The sequence below is a fragment of the Sorangium sp. So ce375 genome (genome assembly GCF_051473855.1).
In the GTDB taxonomy this organism is placed as follows: domain Bacteria; phylum Myxococcota_A; class Polyangia; order Polyangiales; family Polyangiaceae; genus Sorangium.
In genome coordinates this window covers 3,717,587-3,741,929 of the sequence record NZ_CP150335.1, presented here as the reverse complement: position 1 = coordinate 3,741,929, position 24,343 = coordinate 3,717,587, and the positions used below count along the sequence as shown (strand labels likewise).

13 protein-coding genes are annotated in these 24,343 nt (G+C 71.7%); 6 read left to right on the top strand and 7 right to left on the bottom strand.

The features are described 5' to 3' along the window. Positions 1–13 precede the first annotated feature (13 nt). The 4 genes from WME90_RS14045 to WME90_RS14030 all read left to right on the top strand — a co-directional run bounded on the left by WME90_RS14045 (position 14) and on the right by WME90_RS14030 (position 4,742). Positions 14–832: a class I SAM-dependent methyltransferase gene (locus WME90_RS14045; protein ID WP_437281613.1), complete on the top strand. Its 819-nt coding sequence runs from the start codon at positions 14–16 to the stop codon at positions 830–832. Then, positions 825–1,484, top strand: a complete 660-nt coding sequence (locus WME90_RS14040; RefSeq protein ID WP_437281612.1) for a class I SAM-dependent methyltransferase — start codon at positions 825–827, stop codon at positions 1,482–1,484. Before WME90_RS14045 ends, WME90_RS14040 begins: the two co-directional genes overlap by 8 nt. A 23-nt stretch (positions 1,485–1,507) precedes the next feature. Further along, the gene (locus tag WME90_RS14035; protein WP_437281611.1) at positions 1,508–3,850 is read left to right on the top strand and encodes a hypothetical protein; all 2,343 of its coding nucleotides are present in this window, start codon (positions 1,508–1,510) and stop codon (positions 3,848–3,850) included. Between the two features lie 313 nt (positions 3,851–4,163). Then, positions 4,164–4,742 carry a superoxide dismutase gene (locus WME90_RS14030; protein WP_437281610.1) on the top strand — a complete coding sequence of 193 codons (579 nt, stop codon included), beginning with the start codon at positions 4,164–4,166 and terminating at the stop codon, positions 4,740–4,742. A 417-nt stretch (positions 4,743–5,159) separates the two neighbouring features. Here WME90_RS14030 and WME90_RS14025 read toward each other — a convergent pair whose 3' ends face one another. The 3 genes from WME90_RS14025 to WME90_RS14015 are packed head-to-tail and all read right to left on the bottom strand — an operon-like array spanning position 5,160 to position 8,108. Then, positions 5,160–5,585 carry a glucuronyl esterase domain-containing protein gene (locus WME90_RS14025; protein WP_437281609.1) on the bottom strand — a complete coding sequence of 142 codons (426 nt, stop codon included), beginning with the start codon at positions 5,583–5,585 and terminating at the stop codon, positions 5,160–5,162. A 5-nt stretch (positions 5,586–5,590) separates the two neighbouring features. Then, on the bottom strand, positions 5,591–6,373 hold the full coding sequence (locus WME90_RS14020; RefSeq protein WP_437281608.1) for a hypothetical protein: 783 nt from the start codon (positions 6,371–6,373) through the stop codon (positions 5,591–5,593). A gap of 22 nt (positions 6,374–6,395) precedes the next feature. Beyond that, complete coding sequence (locus tag WME90_RS14015; RefSeq protein WP_437281607.1) at positions 6,396–8,108, bottom strand: glycoside hydrolase family 30 protein; 1,713 nt, start codon at positions 8,106–8,108, stop codon at positions 6,396–6,398. A 624-nt stretch (positions 8,109–8,732) separates the two neighbouring features. Here WME90_RS14015 and WME90_RS14010 point away from each other — a divergent pair. Together WME90_RS14010 and WME90_RS14005 are read left to right on the top strand one after the other, a co-directional pair. Then, complete coding sequence (locus tag WME90_RS14010; protein WP_437281606.1) at positions 8,733–15,857, top strand: eIF2A-related protein; 7,125 nt, start codon at positions 8,733–8,735, stop codon at positions 15,855–15,857. After that, positions 15,857–17,806 carry a metallophosphoesterase gene (locus tag WME90_RS14005; protein ID WP_437283609.1) on the top strand — a complete coding sequence of 650 codons (1,950 nt, stop codon included), beginning with the start codon at positions 15,857–15,859 and terminating at the stop codon, positions 17,804–17,806. The genes WME90_RS14010 and WME90_RS14005 overlap by 1 nt, the downstream gene beginning before the upstream one ends. A gap of 137 nt (positions 17,807–17,943) precedes the next feature. Here the strand turns inward: WME90_RS14005 and WME90_RS14000 are convergent, their stop codons facing one another. From WME90_RS14000 to WME90_RS13985, 4 genes are all read right to left on the bottom strand, one after another. After that, a complete protein-coding gene (locus WME90_RS14000; RefSeq protein WP_437281605.1) occupies positions 17,944–19,032 on the bottom strand; it encodes an AAA family ATPase in 1,089 nt (362 codons plus the stop codon). 267 nt (positions 19,033–19,299) lie between these two features. Next, the gene (locus tag WME90_RS13995) at positions 19,300–20,841 is read right to left on the bottom strand and encodes a hypothetical protein (protein ID WP_437281604.1); all 1,542 of its coding nucleotides are present in this window, start codon (positions 20,839–20,841) and stop codon (positions 19,300–19,302) included. Positions 20,842–20,878: 37 nt separating this feature from the next. Continuing rightward, positions 20,879–22,525: a hypothetical protein gene (locus tag WME90_RS13990; RefSeq protein ID WP_437281603.1), complete on the bottom strand. Its 1,647-nt coding sequence runs from the start codon at positions 22,523–22,525 to the stop codon at positions 20,879–20,881. Positions 22,526–22,540: 15 nt separating this feature from the next. Further along, the gene (locus WME90_RS13985) at positions 22,541–23,533 is read right to left on the bottom strand and encodes a hypothetical protein (protein ID WP_437281602.1); all 993 of its coding nucleotides are present in this window, start codon (positions 23,531–23,533) and stop codon (positions 22,541–22,543) included. Between the last annotated feature and the right edge of the window lie 810 nt (positions 23,534–24,343).

Here is a 24,343-nt window from a genome sequence, read left to right as displayed (position 1 = left end):
GATGAGCGCTCGCATGGAACGAGAGTGGCCGCTCGACGCGGAGGACTTCTCCGCCTACTACGCCTTCGCGCCCGCGGCGCTCGCCATCCGCGAGTGCGTGCGGCTGCGCGCCGTGCGCGAGCTCGACCTGCCGGAGCCGCTGCTCGACGTCGGCTGCGGCGACGGGCTGTTCGCGCGCCTCGCCTACCCGGACAAGCAGGCGTGGGGCATCGACATCAACCCGACCGAGGTGCAGCGCGCGCAGCGGACCGCGTCGTACCGCACGCTCATCTGCGGCAACATCGTGAACGTCCACCTGCCCGAGGGGTTCTTCGGCAGCGCCATCGCCAACTGCAGCCTCGAGCACGTGCCCGATCTCCACGGGGCCCTCGTGAACATCCGGCGGGCGCTCAAGCCCGGGGCGCGGTTCGTGCTCATCGTGCCCACGCCCGACTGGACGTACCAGCTCGCCCTGCCCGAGGCGCTCCGCTCCGTGGGCCTGGTCGGCCTCTCGCGGGCGTACGGCGACGCGCTCGATCGGGTCTTCTCGCACGTCCACCTCTACGACGAGGCGGGCTGGCGCGATCACCTCGCGCGCGCGGGCTTCGACCTCGCGGAGACGCGCCCCATCGCGGGGCGGCCGACCTCGTGGGCGTTCGACTTCATGCTGTACCCGAGCTTGCTCGGCTACGTGATGCGCAAGCTCACCGGCCGGTGGGTCGCGATGCCAGCGCTCCGCCCGCTCACCGTCGACCTGGCGCGCACGGTGGTCAACGCGCTCGGGCGCCTCGCCCCGGGCGGCGACGCGGCCGCCGAGTACCTGCTCGTGGCGCAGGCGCGGCCCGATGGCTGAGCCGGCGCCGCCGCCCGGCGACTACTTCTCGAACCACCGCCGCCGCGAGCGGTTCCCGTGGTCGCTCTACCACGGCGCGCTCACCCGTCCCCTCGCGCGCGCCATCGCCGCGCGCGGCCCGCGCCCGCGCGTGCTCCTCGTCGGGTGCGGCCTCGAAGGGGAGATCCCCGGCGCGCCGCCCGCGACAGAGCTCTATGGCTGCGATCTCGACGCGCGCGCCATCGAGGCGTGCCGGCGGCTCTACCCGACCCGCGCGGCGCGCTTCGCCGTCTGTCCAGGGCCCTACGAGCTCCCGGCGGGCGGCGGCTTCGACGGCCCGTTCGATGTCGTCCTCGCGAAGGAGGTCGTCGAGCACACCCTCGATCCGTCGCGCTGGGCGCGCGGGCTCTCGGCGCGCCTCGCGCCGGGCGGCGCGCTGCTGCTCACGACCCCGAACTATGGCCGGCTGTCCACGCTGCCGCTCCTCGAGGCCACGGTGCTCGAGTGGATCGCGCGCCGCGACGGCTTCTCGCGCGAGCACATCCACCCGAGCAAGTTCGACGCGCGGCGCCTCGCGGCGCTCGACGTCGGGGAGCGGATGCGGCTCGTGTCGGTGCGGCGCACGCTCACCGGCTGGTCGCTGCTCGGCACCTGGCGACGCGCCCCGGGCTGACGCGGCGCCGGCGAGCTCTGTCCATGCTCCTCCTCCTGCTCGCGCTCGGCGTCCTCGTCCTCCGGCTGGCCGAGCTTCGCGCTGGCGCGGCCGCCGGCCCACCTGCGCCTGCACCCGCCGGGCCCGCGTCCGCCGGGCCCGCGCCGGCCGCGCCTGCCACGCCCGCGCCGGCCGGACGTACGCCGCGCATCACCTGGCTCGCCGCCGCCGCGGTGGTGGCGGCGGCGCTCCTGCCCGCGCTGCGCGACGCCCGCGCGCTCGCCGGGCCCGGCGCCGCGCTGTGGAAGGACGCGAGCTCGCACCTCGCCATCGCCTACGACATCGCGACGAGCGGCCTGCCGCACGGGTGGATCGCCACGAACAACGGCGGCTTCCCGGTCGCGCTTCACTACCCGCCGGTCGGCTGGCTGCTCACGGCGGCGCTGATCCGCCTCGGCGCCGCGCCGGTTGTCGCGCTGAAGGGGCTCGGCCTCGCCGCCTTCGTCGGGGCCCCGCTGGTCGTCCTCGCCGCGGCCCGCGCGGGCGGCGCGCGGCCCGCGTCGGCCGCCGCCGGCGCGGTGGCGCTCGCGTGGGTCGCGCCGTACGTGCAGTTCGCCGGCGGGTGGCCGTCGTTCTTCCTCCTCGGGCTGCTCTCCCAGATCCTGGTGATCCCCCTCGTCGTCGCCTGGGCCGCCGCGGTGATCCGCCCCGCCCGCTTCGAGCTCGGGCCGGCGCTCGCCGCGGCCTGCGCGGCGACGCACCCGCAGGTCTTCACGGTGAGCGCAGCCGTCCTCGCCGCCGCCGCCGTCGCCGCGTGGGATCGGCGGCTGTGCATGCGGGTGCTCCGCTCGCTCGCCGGCGGCGGCCTGCTCGCGCTCGCGCTCTACGGCCCCGGCGTCGCGTCGATGGCCGCGCCCTTCGGCTGGCCTGCCGGCCTCGGCTGGCGGCACATCGGCTTCGGGCCCGAGCGCGTGCTGCCGTGGGCGCTCGACGGCGACCTGCTCGACTACGAGCACGCCCCGGTGATCGGCTCGGCGTGGATCGCCGCCTGCCTCCTGCACGCGACGCGCCTCCGCGCCCCGGCGTCGCGGGCCGTCCTCGCGGCGTCGGCGGTCGCGCTGCTCCTCTCGATGAGCGGCGGCTGGATCATCGGCGCGGGCCCGCTCGGCCGGGCGCTGCTCTCCGTGTTCCAGCCGATGCGCGCCCTCGCCCTCCTGCCGCTCGTCGCGGCCGCGGCCATCGTCACCGCGCTCGACGTCGCGGCCGCGGCGCTCGCGCGCATCGGCGCCGCGCTCGCGGCGCGCGGCGTGCGCCGCCCCCGGCCCGCGCTCGCGGCGCTCCTGCCCGCCGCGCTCGCCGCGCTCGTGCCGGCCGCGCTCGCGCTCGTCGCGGCCTTCGAGATCACCGCCCGCGCGGCCGATCTCCACCTCCTTGCAGAGAACCAGGCCTCCCTCATCGCGTCGCGCGGCTGCCGGCCGCCCGTCGAGGGCTTCGATCCCGATCTCATCGCCCGCTGGCTCGCCGAGGCGCCCCACGGCCGCGCGAGCTACGGCGCCGAGGACACGCTCGCGACCTGCGCGATGGTGTACGCCGCCGATCTCCGCGGCGCGGCCCCGATGGCGTTCTCGACGGGCGCGGGCGCGCACGTGGGCGTCCATGCCGCCGCCTTCCTCAAGGTGGCGCCCGAGCGCCCCGGGAGCGCCGCGCGCGCGGAGGCGCTCGGCGTCCGCACGCTGATCCACCTGACCGAGCAACGGCCGGGCCCGCCCGAGGCGTGGACGCTCGTGGACAGGAGCGGGCAGGTCGAGCTGTCGCGACGGGTGGGCGGCACGGACTACGTGGGGCTCGGGTGCGTGCGCGAGGTGTGGCGCGGCCGCGAGGCCGATCTGCTCGCGGCGCTCTTCGAGCACCTGGAGCAGCCGCGCACCGTGCTCGACACGCCCGGCGAGCTCGTGGCGCTGGAGGCAGGCCGCGGCCCGCTCGAGCGCGTGACGGTGGCCGACGACGGCTGCGACGCGGCCCGCGCCAGCGTGCGCGAGGTGCCGCGCGAGCCGGGCGCGTACGAGGCGACCGTCGAGGCCGAGGCGCCGGTCGACGTCGTGTTCCGCGCCACCGCGTACAGCGGCTGGCGCGTGCGCGACGGCGGCGCCGAGCTGGTCCCGCGGCGCGTCGCCCCGGGGTTCTTCGCGGTGCGCGTCGGCCCCGGCCGGCACCACCTCGAGGCGGTGGTGGCGCTGCCCGGGTATTACCTGCAAGCGCTCGCGCTCGCCTGCGGGGCCGCCCTCGCGCTGGGCGCCCCGCGCTTCCGGCGGCTGCTCTTCCGCCGAGGCCGGCTCCCTTCGCGCCGCGCCGAGGGGCGTGTGCACCTCGGCGGGAGCCAGGATTAGGACTGCGTTTCCCTGAGTTCAAGTTTCGCAACTGCGGCGCGCAGAGCGACCGGCCTCATCACCACTGAACCGCTGGCCGGGGGGCCGTCTCTCCAAATGGATGGAAACCTGCCAACTCATTGGCAAGGCGCCCCGCGCCCCCACCGGGGTTGCTACGCTGCCGCGGGACCCGGCGACGTGGAGCGGCCGCTTGGCCGCGAAGCGCGGACGTTCGATCCGTGGCCGGAGCGCCACCCGAAGGTCTTCGCCGAGCACCTCACAACGGGCTGCGACGAGCGCGTGGCCGTCGACAAGCAACACGAGGAACAGAACCATGACCTTCACTCTCCCCGAGCTCCCCTACTCCAGAGACGCACTGGTTCCCCACATCTCTGCCGAGACGCTCGATTTCCACCACGGCAAGCACCACAACGCCTACGTCACGAAGCTGAACGAGCTCGTGGCGGCGGACGCGGCGCTCGCGGGCAAGAGCCTCGAGGATCTCGTCCGCACGACGTCCGGCGCGGTCTTCAACCAGGCAGCCCAGGTCTGGAATCACACGTTCTACTGGCACAGCATGAAGCCGCAGGGCGGCGGTGAGCCTTCCGCCGCGCTCCGTGCGGCGATCGAGGAGGCGTTCGGGAGCGTGTCGTCGTTCAAGGAGAAGTTCAGCGCCGCGGCCGTCGGTCAGTTCGGCTCCGGCTGGGCCTGGCTGGTGAAGAACAGCTCCGGCAAGCTGGAAATCGTGCAGACGAGCAACGCCGGGTGCCCGCTCACGGAGGGCAAGACGCCGCTGCTCACGTGCGACGTGTGGGAGCACGCGTATTACATCGACTACCGCAATGCCCGGCCGAAGTACGTCGAGGCATGGTGGAACCTGGTGAACTGGGACCACGCCGCCTCCAAGCTGTGACCCGCGCGCTCCCGCGAGGGCGGCGTCGAGGCTGCTAGAGCGACAAGCGGGTTGAAGCTGCCAGAAGAGAGCAGAATTCGAGCCGCCAAGGCACCAAGGCCACCAAGAAAACCACAAAATCTTGGCATCTTATGGTGCCTTGGCGGTTCAGCTCTCGCTCGATCGACGCGATCGATGTTCTACCGCGCCGAACAGGTTGAAAGTTGTCTGAATTCAACAAGCTGCGGAGTTCAACCGTTCTGCCGGGAAGCAAGCTCCAACGCCAAGGAATGCGGGGAGGAGAGCAACCGCAAGGGCGCAAGGGGCGCAAGGGACCAGAGACGAGGCATTTTCTTGCCTTCCCCTTGCGCGCCTCGCGCCCTTGCGGTTGCCCTTCCCTTCTGTTGATTTCCTCGTGGCTCCAGCGTATTCGGTGCTCTAGGGAGTATCCCTGCGCGGCGGAATGACGTCGAAGCGTCGGGCGCCCGGCTTTCCCAAGAGATATTGATCTGCAAAGTCGAAGATAGCGTTCCAGTCTTCCTCGGTGGCGCCGTGCCCACCGGGCCGGAAGCTCAGCCCCAGGTGCTCGGGAACGCCGAGGAAGTCGTATACAGGCTGAGCGCCGAGATACGACTGCACGGCCGCGTACGCCCTTCCGTACTGATCCTTGAGCGAGTTGCACATGATGAAGAGCCGCGGCGCGGTGAGGGCGGGCAGCCAGTGCTGGCCCGAGGGGAGGCGCTCCGTCCGGTTCCTGAACTCCGGAAGGAGCGGCCCGAACCAGTAGGTGTTCTGATCGACGATCTCGGTGATGCCCTGCCCGAGCCCATCGCCCATCTCGGCGCCCGAGAACCGAAAGGCCATGCCCCCTAGCCTCGCGCGAGCGCGCCGGCCGCTCCCCCCAGGCTGTTTTCGCCGGAGCTGAAGGAGAGCGAGATCAAGATGGGACGAGCCTCGGACTCACCCTCCGGAGCCGCCTTGGCCTTCGGGAAGAAGAGGCCCAGGTCGAAGCCGAGCTCCCCGCCTGGCCCGAAGCTCAGGTGGAGCTTGCGGTAGAGGGCGTCCACGCCCGAGGCCGCGATCTCCGAGGGCTCCGAGAGCGGCACGGCCGTCACGTTGCCCGGCGGCGGCGGCATGTGCCCGTAGGTGTAGTCCTCCAGGATCCGCATCATCTCCTTGCGGCGAGCCCGCCACTGTTCCGCCGTGCTGACCTTGGTCCCGTCGACCATGGTGAGCGGATCGGGCATCTCGGGGATGACGGGGAGCTCGTCGACCGGGGTCGGGGGGGAGTCGTCGACCGGCGAGCTCCCGCCGCTCGGATAGGGATCGCTCGGAGCGCCCAGCCAGCAGCACCGCTCGCTCGGGACACCGCAGCTGCCCTCCACCTCCAGCGCTCCGAGAGCCGGACAGTCGTCGTGACAGGTGAAGGTGCACGGCGCGCTGGGCGCGCCACCGCCGCTGCCGCCTCCGGCTCCCTGTCCACCTCCACCGGCGAGGGGCGGCGCATCGGTCCCGCCGCTGCCGCTCACCGGCGCCATGCCGGAAGCGGCCGCGTCCTCCACCGCGGGGCCACGCTCGGAGCAGCCCAGGAGCGCCCCGCACAACGCGCCGATACACAGGCTCGTGAAGCGGATGGCTCGATGCTCGACCATGGATGCCGCTCCAGGGGGAAAATCAGGGCATCGGGATCACGAGGGTGGTGATCGACATCGCCGGGACCGTGACCACCAGGCGATAGTCTTCGATCGCCGTGTCGGGGAGCTGCGCGAGGTCCTCTGTGCGCGAGGTGCGGTGCGCCTCCGCGGCCGGACCGACCGTGGGGAGCCGGGTGAGATCGAACGTGTAGCCCCGGCTCGCTGTGCGGTCGCCGTTGCGAACCACGATCGTGAGAGCGCTCCCATCGGCGCCGACCGCGGCCACCATGTCCTGGCTATTGACGTCGACGAAGGTCGCGCCGGGCCGGATGTAGCGGCTGAAGCCGGCGTGCATGTAAAAGCGCTTGATGGGCGTGTAGGACTGCTGGCTGTCGTTCAGCGTGAAGCTCGCCCAGCTGCGCGAAGGGTCGCCCGACTGCCAGTCCACCCAGGCCTCCGGCTCCAGCTCGCGCAGGTCCTTGATGATGCGCTCCGCCATGAACAGGGCCGCGTCCGTGTCGTCGCTGATGCTCTGCCCGAGCGGCCCCGACTCCGATTGCCACAGCCGTTTGCCGAGCTCTGTCGCAAGCTGCCGGAGCTCTTTGCGCTTGCTGCCGGCGTAGGAGTGGACGTTGAGCTGCTGGAAAGCAGCGTTCGTCTCCGAGCCGAAGGCGCCGATGTTCCGGACGGCATCATCCATGCTGTTCTCGTCCGATGCGCTGACCACCGTCCCGGTGAGGCCCTTCTTTGTGAGCTGTCCAGCCACCTCTCGGATGATCTTCTCCTGGCTCGCCCGGTCGAAGTGGCAGCCCTCCTGGGAGCCGTTCGATTTCCACCAGTTGGCGTAAGGCTCGTTCAACGGCTCCAGCGTGCGAAAGGTGATCCCGTGCTCGTCCCTGTAGTGACGGACGACCTCCGTGAGGTAGTGGGCGAAGTCGTCGTAGGAGTCGGCTTTGAGGTTGTCTCCGCCGCCGTCGCTGCCCGAGGCGCAGCGGCTGTTCGTCATCCAGTAGGGCGGAGAATTGGAGAACGCCTCGAAGATCAGATCCTTCCCGCGCTCCGCGATGCGCAGGAGGACGGCGCGCTGATTGGCGTCGTTCTCCCACGTGAAGGTCCCGTCGGCGCTCTGGAACCCCGGCATCTCGCGGTGCTCCTTCATGTGCTCGTGGGAGGGGTTCTCGCCGCCGCCGATGTTGTAGCGGAAGACGTTGTAGCCGAGGCCTTTCACCGGATCGACGACCGCTTCGACAACGGCATTGCGCTTGGCTTCCGCCCACCCTCCCACCTGATCCGCCCACCAGCACAAGCTCGTGCCCCATCCCTCGAAGCGCTGGTGCAGCACGCTCGTGTCGATCGTGACGAGCTCCGTGCCCGGAGCGGCGGTCACCGTGGGGCGAGGCTCGCTCGGCGAGCCCCCGCTCCCGTCCATCCCGCCGCCGCTGCTCGACGCCGTGGTGCCTCCGGCGCTCGCCGTCCCTACCCCACCGGATCCCGACAGCGCGCCTCCCGAGCCCGCCCCTCCCGAGCCCGCCCCTCCTCCGGCTCCGGTCGAGAGCGCGCCGCTGCTCGCACCGGTGGACGTGGCCTCGTCCGAGGGAGCTGCCGAGTCACCGCTGCAGCCCGAGAGGAGGACCACGGCGATCGCGACGATGGGCGAGGTCCTGAACGCGCCCATCGTAAAAGCACCCTTGCCGTTACGAAAGCAACCGGTCACGCTGAGCTTGCTCGCGTCGGTATCTCGTTCCTCGCTCATGAGCCGCTCTCCTCAGGGGGTCGATGGCCTGTCCGTCCGGCTGGACGAAACGCCGAACAGGTAGCATCTGCCCAGGAGCCGCAACAGTAGAGCATGGCGGCGCGGAGCGTGGAAGATGGGACCCGAGCCGATCCTATCTTCCCGCCCTCGTGTAGTTATCCTGCGCTGTTTCACGCGATTCAGGGTGTCGGGGATCCAGGGCGACGGGGCTTGAGCGCCATCCTGGATCCACGTGCGCGGGAGCGGGGGAAGAAAAGGCGAGACGACTCGAGCATGTCGAGGGCGAATCGCCACGCTCACCTCGGGTGACAATTCCGCATCAGGTGATCGCTTCGGGGCATCGAAGTCGAGGAAGTTGGCCTGGTTCAGACTTGCAGGTTCGCGGGGCGCTCGGGGTAAGGGAATTGCCGAGGGCGAGCCGGCTCCTCACCACGGCCAGACGCGCTGCTTTCGCTTCCACACGCCGCGCTCGCGCGATAGCCTCGCGGATCGAGGCGCGGACAAGGGAGCACCGGATGGCGGGCAAGACGGCGAAAGCGTCGGGTGCAGCAGGGAGGCGGCCGCCGCGCTCCTCGGCGAAGTAGCGGGCAGCGGCGGAGAGCGGGAGGAGCAGCGAGCGAGCGGATGCAGAAGGCGGCGAAGGGGTCGACGTACACGCGGGTTGCGGTCGTGCAGCTCGCCTATCATCCGGCGATCGTCGTGGATCGGAGATCGCCGCTCGAGGATCCGCTGTTCGATCCGAGGGGGGCGTCGGACTCGCTCCTGCCGTCGCGGGGCGAGGTGCCGGAAGCGATCAAGCCGAAGCTCGACGCGCTCCGGAAGCGCATCCGGGAGGCGTACGACGCGCAGCTCCTCGCGCGGGTGAGGGCGGTGCTCGCCTCGTGCCGGGAGTACGGCGCGAGGATCGCGGTGCTCCCTGAGTACAGCGTTCCGTGGGAGCTCCTCGATGGCGTCGCCGAGGCCGCGGGAGACATGGTCGTCGTGGCCGGGACGCACACGGTGGATCGGGCGGCGCGGCGCTCCGGGGTGTACGAGCGGCTCGGCGCGACCTCGGTCCCGACGATCGGACAGTCGGTGTGCCCGGTGCTCCACGGCGGGAAGCTGCTCAGCTTGCAGGCGAAGCTGAACCCGGCGATCCCTGAGCGGAGCTCGATGCGGCCTGGCGAGGCATGGGCACCCGTCGACATGCCGGACGGCATCCCAGGGCCCATGGGCGTGCTGGTCTGTCTCGACTTCCTGTTTCGAGAGAGCGAGTCGTACCGGAGGCTCGTGGCCGGGCGCCTCAGGGACTGTCGATTCCTGGCTGTGCCGAGCCTGACACCGCACCACACGCTGCCCGAGTTCGCCGGCAAGGCGTGGGAGGAGGCGCGCCGGTACGGGCGGCCGGTGCTCTATTGCGACGGCGCGGAGGGCGGCGGCACATCGGTGGTTGTCGACGAGGGGCAGGCGCATGATCTGCGGCGGTTCCCGGATCGCGCGGGCTACCTCGAGCCAGGTGATGAAGGGGTGATCGTCGCGGACGTCGACCTCGGTTACGAGCGAGCGGGGAGCTCGACGCGGTATGAGGCGCCTAGACCGGTGGTGCCGATCGCCGAAGCAACCCTCGTGTACCGCGGGCATCCGGCCGGCGAGGCGTACGCGCAGTGGCTCGACGGGGTTCGAGCGCTGCTTGCGCGGGACGACGACGACGCGCTGGAGGCGATCGTCGCGCGGCTCGAGCAGGCGCGCGACGTGCTGCTGAACGCAGGTGCGCTGTCCGGGGCCGCGGCGCGGGGGAGGCGGCTCAGGCGGCTGTATGGCGAGCTGGACAGGGTGACGAGCGTCGAGGAGATACGGCAGTTCACGCGGGAGGTGGTGGTCCCGGCCGAGGTGCTGCCGCTCGATGCGCTGAGGGCGGCGATGGCAGGGGCGGCCGCGGACGCGGTGTTCGCGTGGATGGCCCAGCGGGAAGCGCGGGAGGCCGGGTTCGCCGAGGTCGAGGCGCGGCTCCGGAAGGCGGTCGACGCGAAGCGGGGGGCCGGCGAGTGGACGAGCGAGGGGGTGGCAGCGCTCGGGGCCGTGGCGCAGGCGGTGCGCGGCGCGCCGGAGGTCGACGAGGACGGGCGGGACAAGAGGCCGGCCCCCGAGGTGCGGGTGGTGCTGCCGAGAGGGCTCGACCCGGCGGCGCTCGGAACGAAGGGAGTCGGGGGGTGGATTCTCGCGTTTCAGAGGCGACCCGCTGACCTGATCGAGGTCGTCAAGGATCGCCTCCGGCGCGTGGCGGCGGCTGACGCTGAAGCGCGACGGCCCGTCGAGGAGCTGGACGAGCACGGGCACGTCACGCGGTTCTCCGAGCAACAGATCAACGCGGCAGAGGACCTTCGCCTGCTCGCGGTGGCAGAGGGGAGACAGCGTATCGCGACCGTCGGTGTCTCGTCCGAGGGCCAGAACGTTCCGCCCACGATCCTGATCGCATCTTCGCGAGACGAGGGGTGGGTCCTGTGGACCGACGGCGGCGAGGGATCCATCGGTGGTCGCTCGGAGGGACTGCTCGCCGCGCTCGCCGAGACCGGCCTTGCGGGCGCCTCGTGCGACGAGGTCCCGTCGGACGCGCGGCGGGACCGGATCGCGAGCCTCTTGCCCCGCTTCGGCGGCGCGCGCGCCGTAATCGAGGCGGTCCGCGACCAGCGGCTGCGCGAGGTCGACGGCAGGTTCGTGGAGCCCGACGCCCGTGTCGACGGCGGAGAGCCCACACCGATGCTCGGCGCCCTCGACGCATGGCTGTCGTCGGGCGAGCCGACGGCCCTCGTTCTCGGCGAGTTCGGGCTGGGGAAATCGACCGCGCTCGCCGTGTGGGCCGACAGGCGCTGGGAATCCGGGGCCACGCCGCTGCCGCTGCTCGTGAACCTCGCAGGCGCGTCCCCGTCGGCGAGCGCAGAGCAGCTCCTGCTCCAGGCCGCCCGGCTCGAGGATGCTCCCGAGAACCGCGCCGCCGTGCGCCTCCTCACCCGGTATCGTCTGCTCGTCCCCTGCTTCGACGGCTTCGACGAGATGGCGACGCGCCTCGAGGCAGCGGGACTCGCAGGCCGGCTCTCCGGGCTGCTCGAGATCGCGGCGGGCGGAGGAAAGGTGCTCGTCTCCTCGCGGGACAACTACTTCCCCAGCCAGGCGCACCTCACGACGACGACCGAGAGCGCGCTTTCGCAGGCGCTCGGCGCGCCGGCGGGGATCCGGCGCGTCGTGGTCCAGCCGTTCACCGACGATCACGTGCGCGATCTCGTGCGGCAGATCCGCGGCGAGGGCGGCGCCGCGGCGGCGCTCTCGCGCATCGCCGGGATCTACGACCTCAAGGACCTGGTGCACCGGCCACTGCTGCTCGGGATGGTGCTGGCCACGCTGGACGACCTCTCCCCCGGCGCGCAGGTCGGCCGGGCGGACCTCTACGAGGCGTACCTGAAGCGATGGCTCGACAACACGCGGAAGGACGACCCGGAGTGCTTCACGGACGAGCAGAAAAAGGAGTTCGCAGAGGCGCTGGCCGAGCAGCTCTGGCGGTCTGGAAAGGCGACCTGCACGTGGCAGGAGCTCCAAGGCTCGGTCCGCGCCCGCCTCTTCCCGCTCCTGCCCGAGGGGATGCCGCCGGGCGCTGCGTTTCTGGAGATCCAGGGCGGAGCGTTCTTCGTCCACGAGAGCGAGGACGGGTATCGCTTCGCGCACAAGTCGTTCCTCGAGTACTTCCTCGCCCGCTCGCTGGTCGCGACGCTGCCTGAGCGGCCGGAAGAGGCGCTCCGGACAAGGCCGATCACGCAGGAGGTCGCGGCTTTCGTCGGAGAGATCCTGAGGGCGGACGGGGAGCCGAGGCGCGCGAGCGCGGTCCGCGCGGTCCAGTCGTTCCTGGCAGAGGGTCGGCGGCCGTTCCAACGACCCAGTGAGGCCGCCGAGAACGCCCTGCGGCTGCTGCTCGGCCTCTCTCGATGGGCAGGCGATGCGGCAGACTGGATCCCGGGCGGCGCGGATCTCCGCGGGGCGCAGCTCGCCGGCGAGGATCTTCGCGGGGCGCGCCTCCTCGGCGCGAAGCTGGAGAACGCGAACCTTGCGGGCGCCGATCTCTCTGGTGCGGACCTGACGGGTGCCGTGCTGAGCGAAGCCACGATGTCGGGTGCGAAGCTCGACGGCACGACTCTGAGGAGCGTGCTCGCGCATCGAGCAGACTTCACCCAGGTCGAGGCAAACGGCGCTGGGATCGAGGCGGCAGAGCTCACGGGCGCCATCTTCCGGCAGTCGACCTGGACAGGATGCTTCTGGCAGGGCGCGCGGGCCGACGGCGCTGACGTAAGCGCATGGATGACCGCGGGAGAAAACGAGCTCCTCGAGCGCGGGCGCAGCCTTGCTCCGGTACCGCCACAGGTCCAGGCGGAGCTCGTCTCGGGACACACCGACATCATCAACGTGATTGCCTGGGCGCCTGACGGCAAGCGTTTGGTGAGCGCCGGAAGAGATACGATGGTGCACCTCTGGGACGCGGACACCGGCAACGAGCTCGCTTGCCTCGAAGGACATTCGCAAGGGGTTTTTGCGGTGGCCTGGCGCCCCGACAGCAAACGCCTGGCGACTGCGGGATACGATGGAACGGTACGCCTCTGGGACGCGGACACCGGCAACGAGCTCGCTTGCCTCGAAGGACATTCGCGCTGGTTTTTTGCCGTAGCTTGGCACCCCGACGGCACGCGCCTTGCGAGCGCAGGAGGTGACAAGACGGTGAGCATATGGGATGCGCGCACCGGCAGCAAGTTCGCTCGCCGTAAGGGACATTCGGCTTCGGTCACGGCCATCGCCTGGCACCCCGACGGCAAGCGCCTGGCGACCGCCGGACACTACAGGTCGGTGCGCCTCTGGGACGCGGACACCGGAAAGGAGCTCGCTCGCCTCGAGGGACATTCGGCTTCGGTCACGGCCATCGCCTGGCAGCCCGACGGCAAGCGCCTGGCGACCGCCGGACGCGATGGAACGGTGCGCCTCTGGGACGCGGACACCGGAAAGGAGCTCGCTCGCCTCGAGGGACATTCGGCTTCGGTCACGGCCATCGCCTGGCACCCCGACGGCAAGCGCCTGGCGACCGCCGGATACGACAGGTCGGTGTGCCTCTGGGACGCGGACACCGGAAAGGAGCTCGCTCGCCTCGAGGGACATTCGGCTTCGGTCACGGCCATCGCCTGGCACCCCGACGGCAAGCGCCTGGCGACCGCCGGAGACGATGGAACGGTGCGCCTCTGGGACGCGGACACCGGAAAGGAGCTCGCTCGCCTCGAGGGACATCAGCGTGAGATCAGTGCAGTCGCGTGGCACCCAGGCGGCAAGCGTCTGGCGAGCGCCGGATACGATACGGCGGTCCACCTCTGGGACGCGGATACCGACAACGACCTTGCTCGCCTTGGGGGGTATTCGGCTTCGGTCAGGGCCGTCGCCTGGCACCCCGACGGCAAGCGCCTGGCGACCGCCGGATACGATGGAACGGTGCGCCTCTGGAGCGCGGACACCGGAAAGACGCTCGCTCGCCTCGATGGACATTCGGCTTCGGTCAGGGCCGTCGCCTGGCACCCCGACGGCAAGCGCCTGGCGACCGCCGGACACGATGGAACGGTGCGCCTCTGGGACGCGGACACCGGAAACGAGCTCGCTCGCCTCGAGGGACATTCGGTTTCGGTCAGGGCCGTCGCCTGGCACCCCGACGGCAAGTGCCTGGCGAGCGCCGGAGATGACACGATGGTGCGCCTCTGGGACGCGGACACCGGAGAGGAGCTCGCTCGCCTCGAGGGACATTCGGCTTCGGTCAGGGCCGTCGCCTGGCACCCCGACGGCAAGTGCCTGGCGACCGCCGGATACGATGGAACGGTGCGCCTCTGGGGCGCGGACACCGGAAAGACGCTCGTTCGCTCCATGGGACATTCGGCGTCCTTCAGGGCCGTCGCCTGGCACCCCGACGGCAAGTGCCTGGCGACCGCCGTACACGCTGGAACGGTGCACGTCTGGGACGCGGACACCGGAAACGAACTCGCTCGCGCCGTGGGTCATTCGCATTCGGTCAGGACCCTCGCCTGGCACCCCGACGGAAAGCGCCTCGCGAGCGCCGGAGACGACAGGACGGTGCGACTCTGGGCCCCGGACACAGGAAACGAGCTCGCTCGCCTCGAAGGTCACTCCTCCCGAATCTGGGCGATTGCCTGGCACCCCGACGGAAAGCGCCTCGCGAGCGCCGGGGACCACTCAGTACGGATCTGGAACGCCTTCGACGGCAAGCTCCTCGCCTCGTTCGAGTCCGTGGGCTTCGCCACCCTCGCCCGCACCGCCGGTGGCTTCTGCTCGTTCGGTGACCTCCACCCCGACCGCGCCCGCCTCGCCCTCCGGCGCCCCGACGCGACGACCACGCTTTACCTTCCCCTCGCCGGCTTCCGCGACGTCCTCCACCGCCCCGACAAGGTGAAGGCTGCGCTCTCCGGAGATCTCAGCGGCGACGACCTCGGTGAGGAGCTCGCCAGGCACGGATACGCGGGCGGCGTCCCCTGGGATGGCGAAGCGCACATCATCAAGGCTGGCCCCGCGGCCCTCGGCCCCACCGCCGCTGTCCCCGCGACGGCCGGCCCTGCGCCAGCGCCCACCGCTCCTGCGCTCGCCGCCGCTGCCCCCGCAGCCGCCGCTCTCGCCCCCGCGCCCACTCACGCGCCCGCCATCCGCGAGCTCTCTCTCGAATCGCTCTCCCTCCCCGCCGGCCCCCTCCCCAACCCCTTCCGCCCCGGCCCCGCCCTCACCGATGCTTCCGCCCTCCCCGGCCGCGCCCCCGTCCTCGCCGAGCTGCTCGCCCTCATCGACAGCCGCAGCCCCGCGGTCCTCCGCGGCCCGCGCCGCTCGGGCAAGACCTCCATTCTCCACCACCTCGCCGCGCGTCTCTCCCCTACCCGCGCGGTCCACCACCGCTCTCTCGAGGGCCGCGCCTCTCCCCTCCGCACCGCCGACGATCTCGCCGTCTTCCTCGAGCCGTCTCTCCAGTCCGACGCCACCCCCGCGCTCACCTTGCGCAACCGCCTCTCCAGCGCCGGCAACGCCGTCCTGCTCCTCGACGAGGTCGCCAATCTCCACCAGGCCGACGCCACCGTCTTCGCCTGGCTCCGCGCCGTTGGCCAAGAGAGGACCAGCGTGGTCCTCGTCGGCTCGCACTGGGACTGGGTCACCATCGTCGAGCACGCCTTCGCCGCCGCCCCGGGCTCCTCGTTCGGCAACGACGTCACCCCGGTCAACCTCGGTCCGCTCGCCGAGTCGGACGCGATCCGCTTCCTCGTCGACACCGCCCCTCCCGACGTCCCGGTGGAGGCCGAGCGCACCGCCCGCTGGATCGTCGAGCTCTGCGGCCCATGGCCCTTCTACCTCCAGGTCATGGGCTACGCCCTTGTCCAGGCCGTCCGCGCCGGCCAGCGCCGCGCCCTGGTCGAGCGCGCCGGCGTGCGCGAGCTCTACGAGCAGCGCCTGCTCCTCGACCGCGACGCCGCCTTCTTCGGCGCGCGCTGGGCCGAGCTGCCCGAGCGCGCGCGCGCCGTCCTCCGCGCCCTCCGCAGCGCCCCCGACGCGGCGCTCCCCGAGGTGCGCAGGCTGCCTTCCGAGGACTTCGCCCTCCTCTGCGACGCGGGCCTCTGCGATGCGCTCGGCGCATGGCTCGCCGATCCGCCGTTCTTCGATTGGATTCGACGGGTGGCCAGGGAACCAAGGAGAGAGCCGTGATGCGCGCGTTCGACGTGAGGAGACCCTACTCGCCGGAGCGCGACGTCCGCGATCACGGCCACCTCCTGGATCGCTTGATGTCCCTGCCCGCGAACGGCGTGCTCTGGCCGCTCGTAGGCGCGCGCAGGGCCGGCAAGACGTGGACGCTCAAGGCGCTCGAGCACCACCTCGGCCTCGCCGACAAGACGAGCGTGCGCTACCTCGACCTCCGCAGGGTCGGCCCGGCGCTTCCCAGCGTGCCGCCGGGGATAACTCTCCTCCTGGATGAGCCGCAGCTCGCCGGCCAAGGCGGCACCCCGCGCGACGCGAGCGCCTTCCTGCGCTGGTGCCGCGATCTCTACAGCGACAACACAAGGATCCTCCTGGCGATGAGCCCCGCCGAGTGGATAGCGCTCGAGCGCGCGGCCGCCGGAGACGCCGGGCTGCTCTCCTCGCGGGACATGCGGTTCCTCGATCCGCTCACGCCCGACGAGACGCTCAAGCTCGCCCGCACCGACGCGTCGAGGGCGCTCCTCCCCGAGCTGCCCGAGATCTGGCGCCGGAATCCCTTCCTGATCGAGTTCGTCTTCGAGCTCGCCGAGAAATCTCCCGATCTGGCGAACACCCCATGGACGCTCCAGTGGATGGCGCGCGTGCGCAGCGAGCTCCGGGAGTTTGCCTATCACCGCGCCGTGTTCGACGACGGGCTGACCGAAGCGCAGCGGGGCGTGCTCCGCGAGATCGCGCGCGGAGGATCGCCCCGCGGCGGGAACGTCGACCTGCTCGAGCGCTGCGGCCTCGTGGAGCAGCGCGGCGGGCGTCTCGCGCTCGCCGATCCGATCCTCGAAGCGAACCTGTGCCCGCTGCGGATCCACCATGTCTCCGACATCCACTTCGGCCCGAAATCCGCCGAGCGCGTCGACGTGAAGGAGAGAAACCCGCACGGCAACACGATGAAAGGCGGGCTGGGCCCCCCGCGCGTCTGCGATCACTACGTCGAGCACGTCGCCGAGCTCGCCGCGGCCGGCCGCGCGCCGCACCTGCTCGTCGTCTCCGGCGATGTCGCCGAGCAGGCCAGCGACGCCGAGTACGCCGAGGCCCGTCTCTGGATCGAGCGGCTCTCCAGGCACCTCGCGAATCACCCTCGCCTGCCGCCCGACGAGCCCAACGTGCTGCTCGTGGGCGGCAATCACGACGTCGACTGGCGGCAGGCGGCGGGGCCCGCGCAGGCCGGGACGCAGGCGCGCCACGAGCCTTTCGCGAGGGCGCTCGGCGATCACCCGCGCTGCGCGCGGCCGCCGCTCGAGGAGCCGCCGGCGACGCGGCCGCTCGCGGTGGCGCGGTATGCGGATCTCGGGGTGGAGTTCGCCCTGCTCGGATCGGCGGAGTTCGGCGGCCAGGAAGAGAAGGATCCGGTCCGCGACGAGCTCCTCTCGCTCATCGGCCGCCTGCGGCAAGGCGCCATGGACGAGCCGGACGCCGAGCGCGCCGCGGCGCTGCGCGACCACGTGGCGCGCATCGATCCCGGCCTGGTCCACGACGCGGACCTCCAGCGCCTGCGCACGGCGCAGTGGCACGCGCCTATCCGGATCGCGGTCCTGCATCACCCGGTGTCCCCGCTGCCGTCCACCGAGCTCGCCCGCTTCGGCGGCCTGATCAACGCAGGTGAGGTGAAGGACGCGCTGCTCTCCAACAAGTTCTGCCTGGTGCTCCACGGCCACAGCCACACGGGCTGGTTCGGCAACGAGCAATGGCCGGAGCGGCACGAGGACTGGACGATCCGGATCGCCGCGGCGCCGTCGCTGTCGAGCCGCGAGGTGCAGGAGCACAACGGCTACAACGAGATCGAGATAGCGCGCGACGGCGTCGGCGGCGAGGTCGGCTATCAGATCCACGTGAGGCGCATGGTGAGAGAGGGCGCGACCTGGACGCGGCGAGCGTCGATGGGGCCGTTCGCGCCGGGGAAGTAGCGCCGCGGCCGGGGGCGCGCGCCCACAGCAGGGAGCGCGCGAATTCGAGCTCGGCCACGTCGCTGCCCTCCGCTCGACCAGGAGAAGAGCTCCCCCCCGCGCCGGCTCCGCTCGCAGCGCTCACGCGGTGGCGGACGTCATTCCTCCTCCACGGCGCCGCCCGCCAGCACCGTCTCTCCACCTCTCTTGCCAAGCTCGATGAGCCGGCACGGCGTCGCCTTCCGGATCCGCTCTGCCAGCGGCCGGGAGTGCGTGGTGATCCACAGCTGACTCCGGGATGCCGCGTGGACAAGGAGATCCCCGAGCGGCCCGAGCAGATCCGGGTGCAGGCTCGTCTCCGGCTCGTTCAGCGCCAGCAGCAGCGGAGGCCTCGGGCTCAGCAGCGCCGCCAGGAGGCAGAGATAACGCGCCGTTCCGTCCGAGAACTCGCGGGCGTCGAGCGGCCGCGCCATCCCTGGCAACCCGAGCTCCACGCGGAACCGCCCCTGCGTCGAGGAGACCTCGAGCGACGCGCCAGGGAACGCGCTGGAGACGGCATCCTTCAAGGCGCTCCTGTCGCCGATATCGATGATCGTCGCCAGCGCCGCGGCCAGATCGTGGCCATCGGTGCTGAGCACCGGCGTCCGCACCCCGACCTGCTCGACCCGCAACGGCGCGCCGGAGTCGGTGCGGAAGTGGTGATAGAACCGGAAGTTCATCAGCTTTTGCCGCACCACCGAGAGCAACGGAAAGCGGTGCGGCTCCACCACCTGCGCCAGCACCGACTCCGAGCCCCAGAGCGAGAAGGGAAAGGTCACGCGATGGCCGTCCGCGTCGCGCACGAAGGCCGAGCCCGCGGCCCGCTCCAGCATCGGCAGACGGCGGCGCTTGTCGAGCAGCCAGAGGTTCTCTTCCTTGATGTCCGGGTCCAGCTCGAAGGGCCCTCCGGGCGGCGGCGTCAGCCCGCACTGGAGCTCGTAGACGAGCTGATCCAGCCGCACCCGCAGCGTCATCCGCACCGGGCCTTTGCTGCGCTGGCCGGCCCAGAGCACCGACGGCATCCCCCCCTCCTCGGCCAGGGTGCGCGCAAAGCTCCCGCTCGCCGCGGCGCCGAGCAGCACCATGGTGCGATAGAGGTTGGTCTTGCCGACGCCGTTCGGTCCGACGATGACATTGACCTGCGCGAGGGGGAGGGTCAGCTCGCGGATCGAGCGATATCCCGCGACGTGGAGCTCCTGGACCGTCATCCCGCCCAGGATAGCCTACCGTGGCCACCCGCCAACCGCGCCGCGAGCCGGCGTCGCGAACCGGCGCCGCGACAGCAACGGGACAAGAACCGTCGCTAAGAGCTGGTCCCTGGGTTTTTAGGTGTTCCGCGGCCGCGCCGAGGTCGCCCGCGAGCCCCCTCGTCACCGGCAACCCCCAAGCGAACGGCGGCCGCACCGAGCTCGCCTCCCCTTCGCCTCCCCTGACGCCGGCCCTTGGCAAAGGCGGAGCGGCCGCGGGCGGCACCCTTATTCAGGAAACCGCAGCATCTCGACGGAAATGCCGCTCTCTCCCTCCGTCGTGCTGCCATCGTGGTTCCAGCTGATGCCACCCTTGCCCGGCTGTCCGATGTCGAAGATGACGCCCTCGAGCGTGAGCTGGTCCTCATCCAGGTAGACGACGCCGATCGAGTCGCCGCCGCGCCCGGGGCCCCCGTAGCCGCCGCGCCCTCCTTGGCCGCCGCTGCCGCCCATGCAGCCCTGAATGGCGTCCACATCGGCGGCGCCCTGTATGCCTCGGCCGCCTCGGCCGCCTTCCTGGGGGGGGCCGCCGTCGCCGCCAGGGCCGCCGTAGGACGTCGTGATCACGCTGTCGCGCACGGTCACACGGGTGTGGAGCGCGAGGATGCCGATGGTCGGATGTCCGTTCCCCCCACCGCGGCCCCCCCGGCCTCCGCAACCGCCGGCCCCGCCCGAGCCTCCTCCCCCGCCTCCCTTGGAAGCCGCGCCGCACACGGCCAGCCCGCCCCGGCGACCGCCGCCGCCGCCGCCGCCCTGGCCCGGCGTGCCCCACGTCCCCTCGCCCCCCGTGTCGCCCACCCACCCGGCCTCGGTGAGGCGTCCGATGCCTTCGCCGGGCGCGCCCTGCGTCCCCGGAGCCCCCGGGCCGCCGTCGGATCCGCTGTGGCAGAGGGCGTTGTCCTGCTCCCCGGTACCACCGCCCCCTGAGGCCGAAGGGTCCCGCGACGGAGCGGGCTCACCATCGCCGCCATCCTCGGCGCTGTCGGGCAGCCCGTCACCTCCCTTGCCGCCGCTGGTCCTGTGCCCGCTCTCGCACAGGTTCACGGGCGCAGGCCCGCCGGTGACGACGGCCGCCGAGCACCCTTCCGCAGCGAACATGCCGTTCGGCCCATCCGGCGGGCTGTAATGAGGCCACTTCTCGCCATCTTTGCCCCCGAACGTGCCGCCTGCGCCGATCTCGCTCCGCAGGATCTCCACTGCCGTGTTGGACTGAGCGAACAAGCCGACCGGGCCCCACGAGGTGAAGTGGAGGTCGGCGAGCGTCGACACCCCGTCCGCGGCGCCGCTGTCCTCGGGTCCCGCGGGCTCGACGGTCACCATGGGGCCGTCGGCCCGCAGGGCATTGAACAGGGTCCACGGGCGCAGGGGGTCACGCACCCATTTCAGGCAGTGGAAGCCCCCGCGGAGATCCACGCCGGAAGGCACCCTGAACTGACTCACGATGAATCCCTCGTTGCAGAGGAACACGCGCCCTCGTCCAGCGCGCGCGAGCTCGATGGCGCGCTCGATGGTGTACACCGGCTTCGCCTTCGTGCCTGGGTTCCTGTCGTCTCCGCGACCGACGTTTCCGGCGAGGAACACGCCGCAGCCGTCGTCGAGGATGTCGGCGGCGACGTGCTCCACGCAGACCGACTCCGGGGGCGGCTCGCCCTCGCACGAGGTACCTTCACAAGGCGTCACGCCAGGGTCGTTGCCGTCGGGCACGGTCCCGCAGCCGGTCGCGCACGGGGACAGCAGAAGAACCAGGGCAGCCGCAGTGCTCTTTCTCATGTGCATCTCCTGATGGGGGCCGCCAGCACGGGGCGGCTCACTGAGGCGGTTGCGGATCTGGTGCATCGAACCTGTACCAGAACAGCTCGATCCCATTCGCCCCGTTGCCGAACGTGGTTTTCGGGGATGCATTGCCGCCAAGCCCCCCCTCGCCGGCTTGTCCGGGCGAGACCGTCGCCGTCTCCAAGATGGCCACGGAGGCGCCCACCGAACCGATGCCGAGCGAATGGCCCCCGAGCCCGCCGCCGGCGTCGCCCCCGCGACCGCCGTCACCGCCAAAGCCGCCGTCGCACCCTCGCGACGTGTCGGTCACAGAACCGCGACCACCCTTGCCGCCGTCCCAGCCAAAGCCTCCCCACTGGCCCGTCCCGCCGACCCCGCCGTCGCCGCCCTGGGCCCCGAGGACCGTGCTGGCATCGACGGTGAGGTCGCTCCCCTTCAAGGCCATGATGGCGATGCTCGCGCCGCCGTAGTCGCCGCCCTTGCCCCCCTTGCCCCCGCACCCGCCGCTGCCGCCGCTGCCGCCGGCCGCACCGCCCTGGGGCCGATCCGCCGGACACGCGTTCGCGGGGACGTGCATGGGGTCGCGCCCTTTGCCGCCGCCACCCCCTCCGCCGCCCTGGCCGACGCCGCCCGGCTTCCCGTCCTCGCCGCGGACGCCGATCCATCGGTCGATGCCCAGGAAGCCAGGGCCGGCCGCTCCGGCAGCGCGCTCTGCATCGGCACCGTCCGCTCCCTTCTGCCCTTGCGTGCACCGCATGCTGGACGCGCCGATGCCAGCCAGGCCGTGCTCGTCCGGAGCCCCGACCAGCTCCGGCAGCCCTGACGTCCCGCCGCGCCCCTTCTCGAGGCCGCCATCGCCCCCCTGGCCACCCGTCGACTCGATCCCGTCGTCGCACACGGTCACGACCGGAAGCGCGCCCGTCGCCACGTCCTCCGTGCAGGCGTCCACGCCGTTGTTCCCCAGCACGCCGGCGTTCGCGCGGAAGCTCGGCGCGTCCTCGCCCGGCTCTCCATCCTTGCCGTCGCCTGCGAGGATCCCGCTCGCCCGCACGATCGCCCTGGCCCCGGGGCTCAGGAGCATCGCGATCGACGACTTGCCGTCGCTCGCGGAGGCGTTGGCCGCCACGGCGCGCACGCCGAAGATCACCGACGTCGCGTCGTCCCCCGCGATGACCGCGCCCTCCCGCCCGAGGACCCGCACCGGGATCCCCACGGGCGGCGCGATGACGGTCAACGCGTTCTGCCCGTCGAGCGGCCCCCCGTACGACCAGTCACTGGCACACAGACGGCCGCCCCAGAGGTCGACTCCCTGGGGGAGCGAGATCGCCTCCTCGAACACCCCGCCGCAGGCGTACACGCGCCGGGTTGGCGCCTCGCCGCCGCCGCGACCGCTCGCGGCGAGCCGGATCGCACGCTGCAAGGTCTTCACCGGCGCGTCCTTCGTGCCGGCGCTCCCGTCATCGCCCTGCTCGCCGACGAACACGCCGCACGTATCGAGCGCCATCGCCGACGCCGGATCCCCATCACAAGGAGACGGCTCCGGCTCGCACAGGTAGAAGTCCGCGCAGCTGTCCGAGTAACACCCCGCGTTGCCGGCCGCGCCGGCGAGACCGAGCGCGACGGACGCCACCGAGCGGAGGCCCCCTCGACAGCGACCCACGGATCTAGCTCTGACGCGCATGACCTCGCCCCCGCCTCACCATGCTCCCTCGACGAGCACTTCCGCCCGTTCGCTCGTCGTCACGGGTACGATGCGGAGGCCCGAGGCCTTCGGTCCGGCGTCGAAGACGGCGAGCTCCGTGAAAAACGAGGCCGCCGTCGCCACGCCGAACACGGCGCTCGTCACCAGCGACACCTTGCCGAGGGTGGCGAACAGGTTGCGCTCGTTCACCTGGTCGTGAATGTCGGCGCACGCCGCGGGGGCGCCCGCATCCCGGCAGGTGTGCGACGTCCATCCGTGCGCGCGGCGCGCGACGTCTGCCTCACGCAGGTCGCCGTGGACCACGTGAGCGCGCAGGAGAAAGACCGCACCGGCCGCTGCCGTCGCCGTCGTCACCGCGATGCCGCCGATCCGCGCCGTCCCCGGCCAGGAAGCCCACGGGCTGGGGCGCTCCGTGTGCGGAGCCGCCGGAGAGCTCACGGCTCGCGGCGTTTCGTTCGGTGACACCGGCGCGCCCTCCTCGGCGTCGCACGTCGGCTTGTGCGGCAAATGCATCACGATCTCGTGCTCCGCGCCGGCCACGGCGCCGACGACATGGAACGCGTCTTCGCGGCCCGGCGCTCGGGCCCGCACCGTGTGTCGGCCCGGCTCCACGAAGAGCTGGTAGGCGCGATCAGGCCGAGGGATGGCCTTGCCGTCGATGAACACCTCGGCGTCCTGCGGATCCACGGCCAGACGGAGCTCTGCCACGACGAACGCGGCCTTGTGTCGTCCGATCTCGAACCTTCGCTTCATCGGCAAAGGAAGCGCCACGAGCTGCGAAAGGCTCCAGGTCAGGTGCTCGGCCGCGTCACGGTGCCTGTTCAGCTCGAGCTCGCACAGCCCGAGCTCCCCGGCGATCTCTGCGCGCTCCAACCCCGTGCTGGATGCCGGGTCTGCCGCCTCGAAGGCCGTCTTGTAGGCGGCATACGCCGCCATCCACTGCCCGGCATCGCGCGCCCTCTGACCACGGCGGACATGGGCCCTCACCGTCGATCCGTCACCCGCTCCCGCCTTCGGCTGGGCACCGCCTGCGCTGGCCGAGCTCGCGAAGCTTGTCGCTACCCCGAGCGTGAGAAGGACCGAGCACAGATGCGCCATGACACGCATGGGGTCACCGTACTCACGCTCATCGCGCCGCGTCAATCAGCAGGAGTCCTCGCGTCTTTGCCCTCTTCACGAGAAGATATCGTCTGAAACCGCGATGTCCCCATGGCTCCCGGTCGTTCAGCCCTGGCGGCGTCCTGCGCGCCCCCGGCGGCCCTGCTGCGCGCCCCGGCGGCCGTCCTGCGCGGCCCTGGCGGCGTGCTGCGCGCCCCCGGCGGCCCTGCAGCGTGGCCCCGGCGGCCGTCCTGCGCGGCCCTGGCGGCCCTGCTGCGTGGCCCCGGCGGCCGTCCTGCGCAGCCTCGGCGCGCCCCTGCGCAGCTCCAGCGGCCCTCCTGCGCATCCATTTTTGTGCCCTAACGTACAAAATGACGGTTCCTACGCAGCCCCCGGCCCCCTCCTATGCACCCCGGTCGGTGTCCTATCGTACAATTTCGTGGCTCCTACGCGGCCCCCGCGCCCTCCCAACGCAGCCGGGGCACCCTCCTGCGCAGCCGATGCCTCTCTCCCAAGCAGCCCCGACCCCCTCTTGCGCGCCCCGATGGATGCCCTGCACGACCGTGGCTCGATGCCTGCGCCTGCTCGTCGCCCCTTCGCTCGGCGGGGTGGTGGGGGAGCTCCCCCACCCTGCCGGAATGATGGAACCGCCACGACACCATAAGACGCCAAGATTTTCGCTTCTGGCGTCTTGCGCGC

Excerpts from the sequence above, each read along its gene's own strand:
- WME90_RS14010 (WP_437281606.1), top strand. The coding sequence starts at position 8,733 with ATGCAGAAGGCGGCGAAGGGGTCGACGTACACGCGGGTTGCGGTCGTG.
- WME90_RS14045 (WP_437281613.1), top strand. The coding sequence starts at position 14 with ATGGAACGAGAGTGGCCGCTCGACGCGGAGGACTTCTCCGCCTACTAC.
- WME90_RS14025 (WP_437281609.1), bottom strand. The coding sequence starts at position 5,585 with ATGGCCTTTCGGTTCTCGGGCGCCGAGATGGGCGATGGGCTCGGGCAG.
- WME90_RS14015 (WP_437281607.1), bottom strand. The coding sequence starts at position 8,108 with ATGAGCGAGGAACGAGATACCGACGCGAGCAAGCTCAGCGTGACCGGT.
- WME90_RS14040 (WP_437281612.1), top strand. The coding sequence starts at position 825 with ATGGCTGAGCCGGCGCCGCCGCCCGGCGACTACTTCTCGAACCACCGC.
- WME90_RS13990 (WP_437281603.1), bottom strand. The coding sequence starts at position 22,525 with ATGCGCGTCAGAGCTAGATCCGTGGGTCGCTGTCGAGGGGGCCTCCGC.
- WME90_RS14000 (WP_437281605.1), bottom strand. The coding sequence starts at position 19,032 with ATGACGGTCCAGGAGCTCCACGTCGCGGGATATCGCTCGATCCGCGAG.
- WME90_RS14035 (WP_437281611.1), top strand. The coding sequence starts at position 1,508 with ATGCTCCTCCTCCTGCTCGCGCTCGGCGTCCTCGTCCTCCGGCTGGCC.
- WME90_RS13995 (WP_437281604.1), bottom strand. The coding sequence starts at position 20,841 with ATGAGAAAGAGCACTGCGGCTGCCCTGGTTCTTCTGCTGTCCCCGTGC.
- WME90_RS14030 (WP_437281610.1), top strand. The coding sequence starts at position 4,164 with ATGACCTTCACTCTCCCCGAGCTCCCCTACTCCAGAGACGCACTGGTT.
- WME90_RS14020 (WP_437281608.1), bottom strand. The coding sequence starts at position 6,373 with ATGGTCGAGCATCGAGCCATCCGCTTCACGAGCCTGTGTATCGGCGCG.
- WME90_RS14005 (WP_437283609.1), top strand. The coding sequence starts at position 15,857 with ATGCGCGCGTTCGACGTGAGGAGACCCTACTCGCCGGAGCGCGACGTC.